The 567-nt window shown below is 63.5% G+C and carries 1 protein-coding gene; it reads right to left on the reverse strand.

What is annotated here, in order from left to right:
* Window positions 1–82: 82 nt before the first annotated feature.
* Window positions 83–567 (reverse strand): MerR family transcriptional regulator (locus EC86_RS0100315; protein WP_408633855.1); only part of this gene is annotated, 485 nt, incomplete at its 5' end.

The raw sequence follows: 567 nt of genomic DNA on the forward strand, positions 1-567 counted from the left end.
AGGGCGAGACCATGCTGGCCACGATGCAGCGCCTGGGAGTGGCGCACACGCGCAGCCGGCCGTCCGTAAGCAACGACAAGGACTACGTCGCATACTGCACTCCTTCCGTACGTTCAGGTGGAACCGTTGCCTCCAGACGCCGCTGCGAGAGCTTGGCGCCGGGCTTCTTGCGGGGAGCCAGGTCGCCTGGTGGTTCATACAAGGACTCGTTCTTGTCGCTGTAGGCGTGGCCTCGCAACAGGCCGCGCCGCAGCCAGATCTTGACAGTGTGGGGGGTGACGTGCAATGCGTCGGCCATTTCCTGCAGTGTCAACATGCCGCGCTCGCGCAATCGGTCGTACCGCGGTTTGAGATGGTAGTCGCGCGCCAAACGCGCGATCATCCGTGTATTGAATGCCGATCCCGCACCCGGCGCGAATCCACGAGCATTGAGAACGTCGGCGATCTGCGCCGTGGTGTGTTCGTCAAGCAAGTGGTCTATCTCCTGGACCACGGCAGTGGGCGTCACACGCTGCTGCCAGGAGCACTTGGGCAGGGGTAGATGCAGCGACTTGCGCGCACCACCCT

Source organism: Polaromonas glacialis, from assembly GCF_000709345.1.
Taxonomy (GTDB): Bacteria; Pseudomonadota; Gammaproteobacteria; order Burkholderiales; family Burkholderiaceae_C; genus Polaromonas; species Polaromonas glacialis.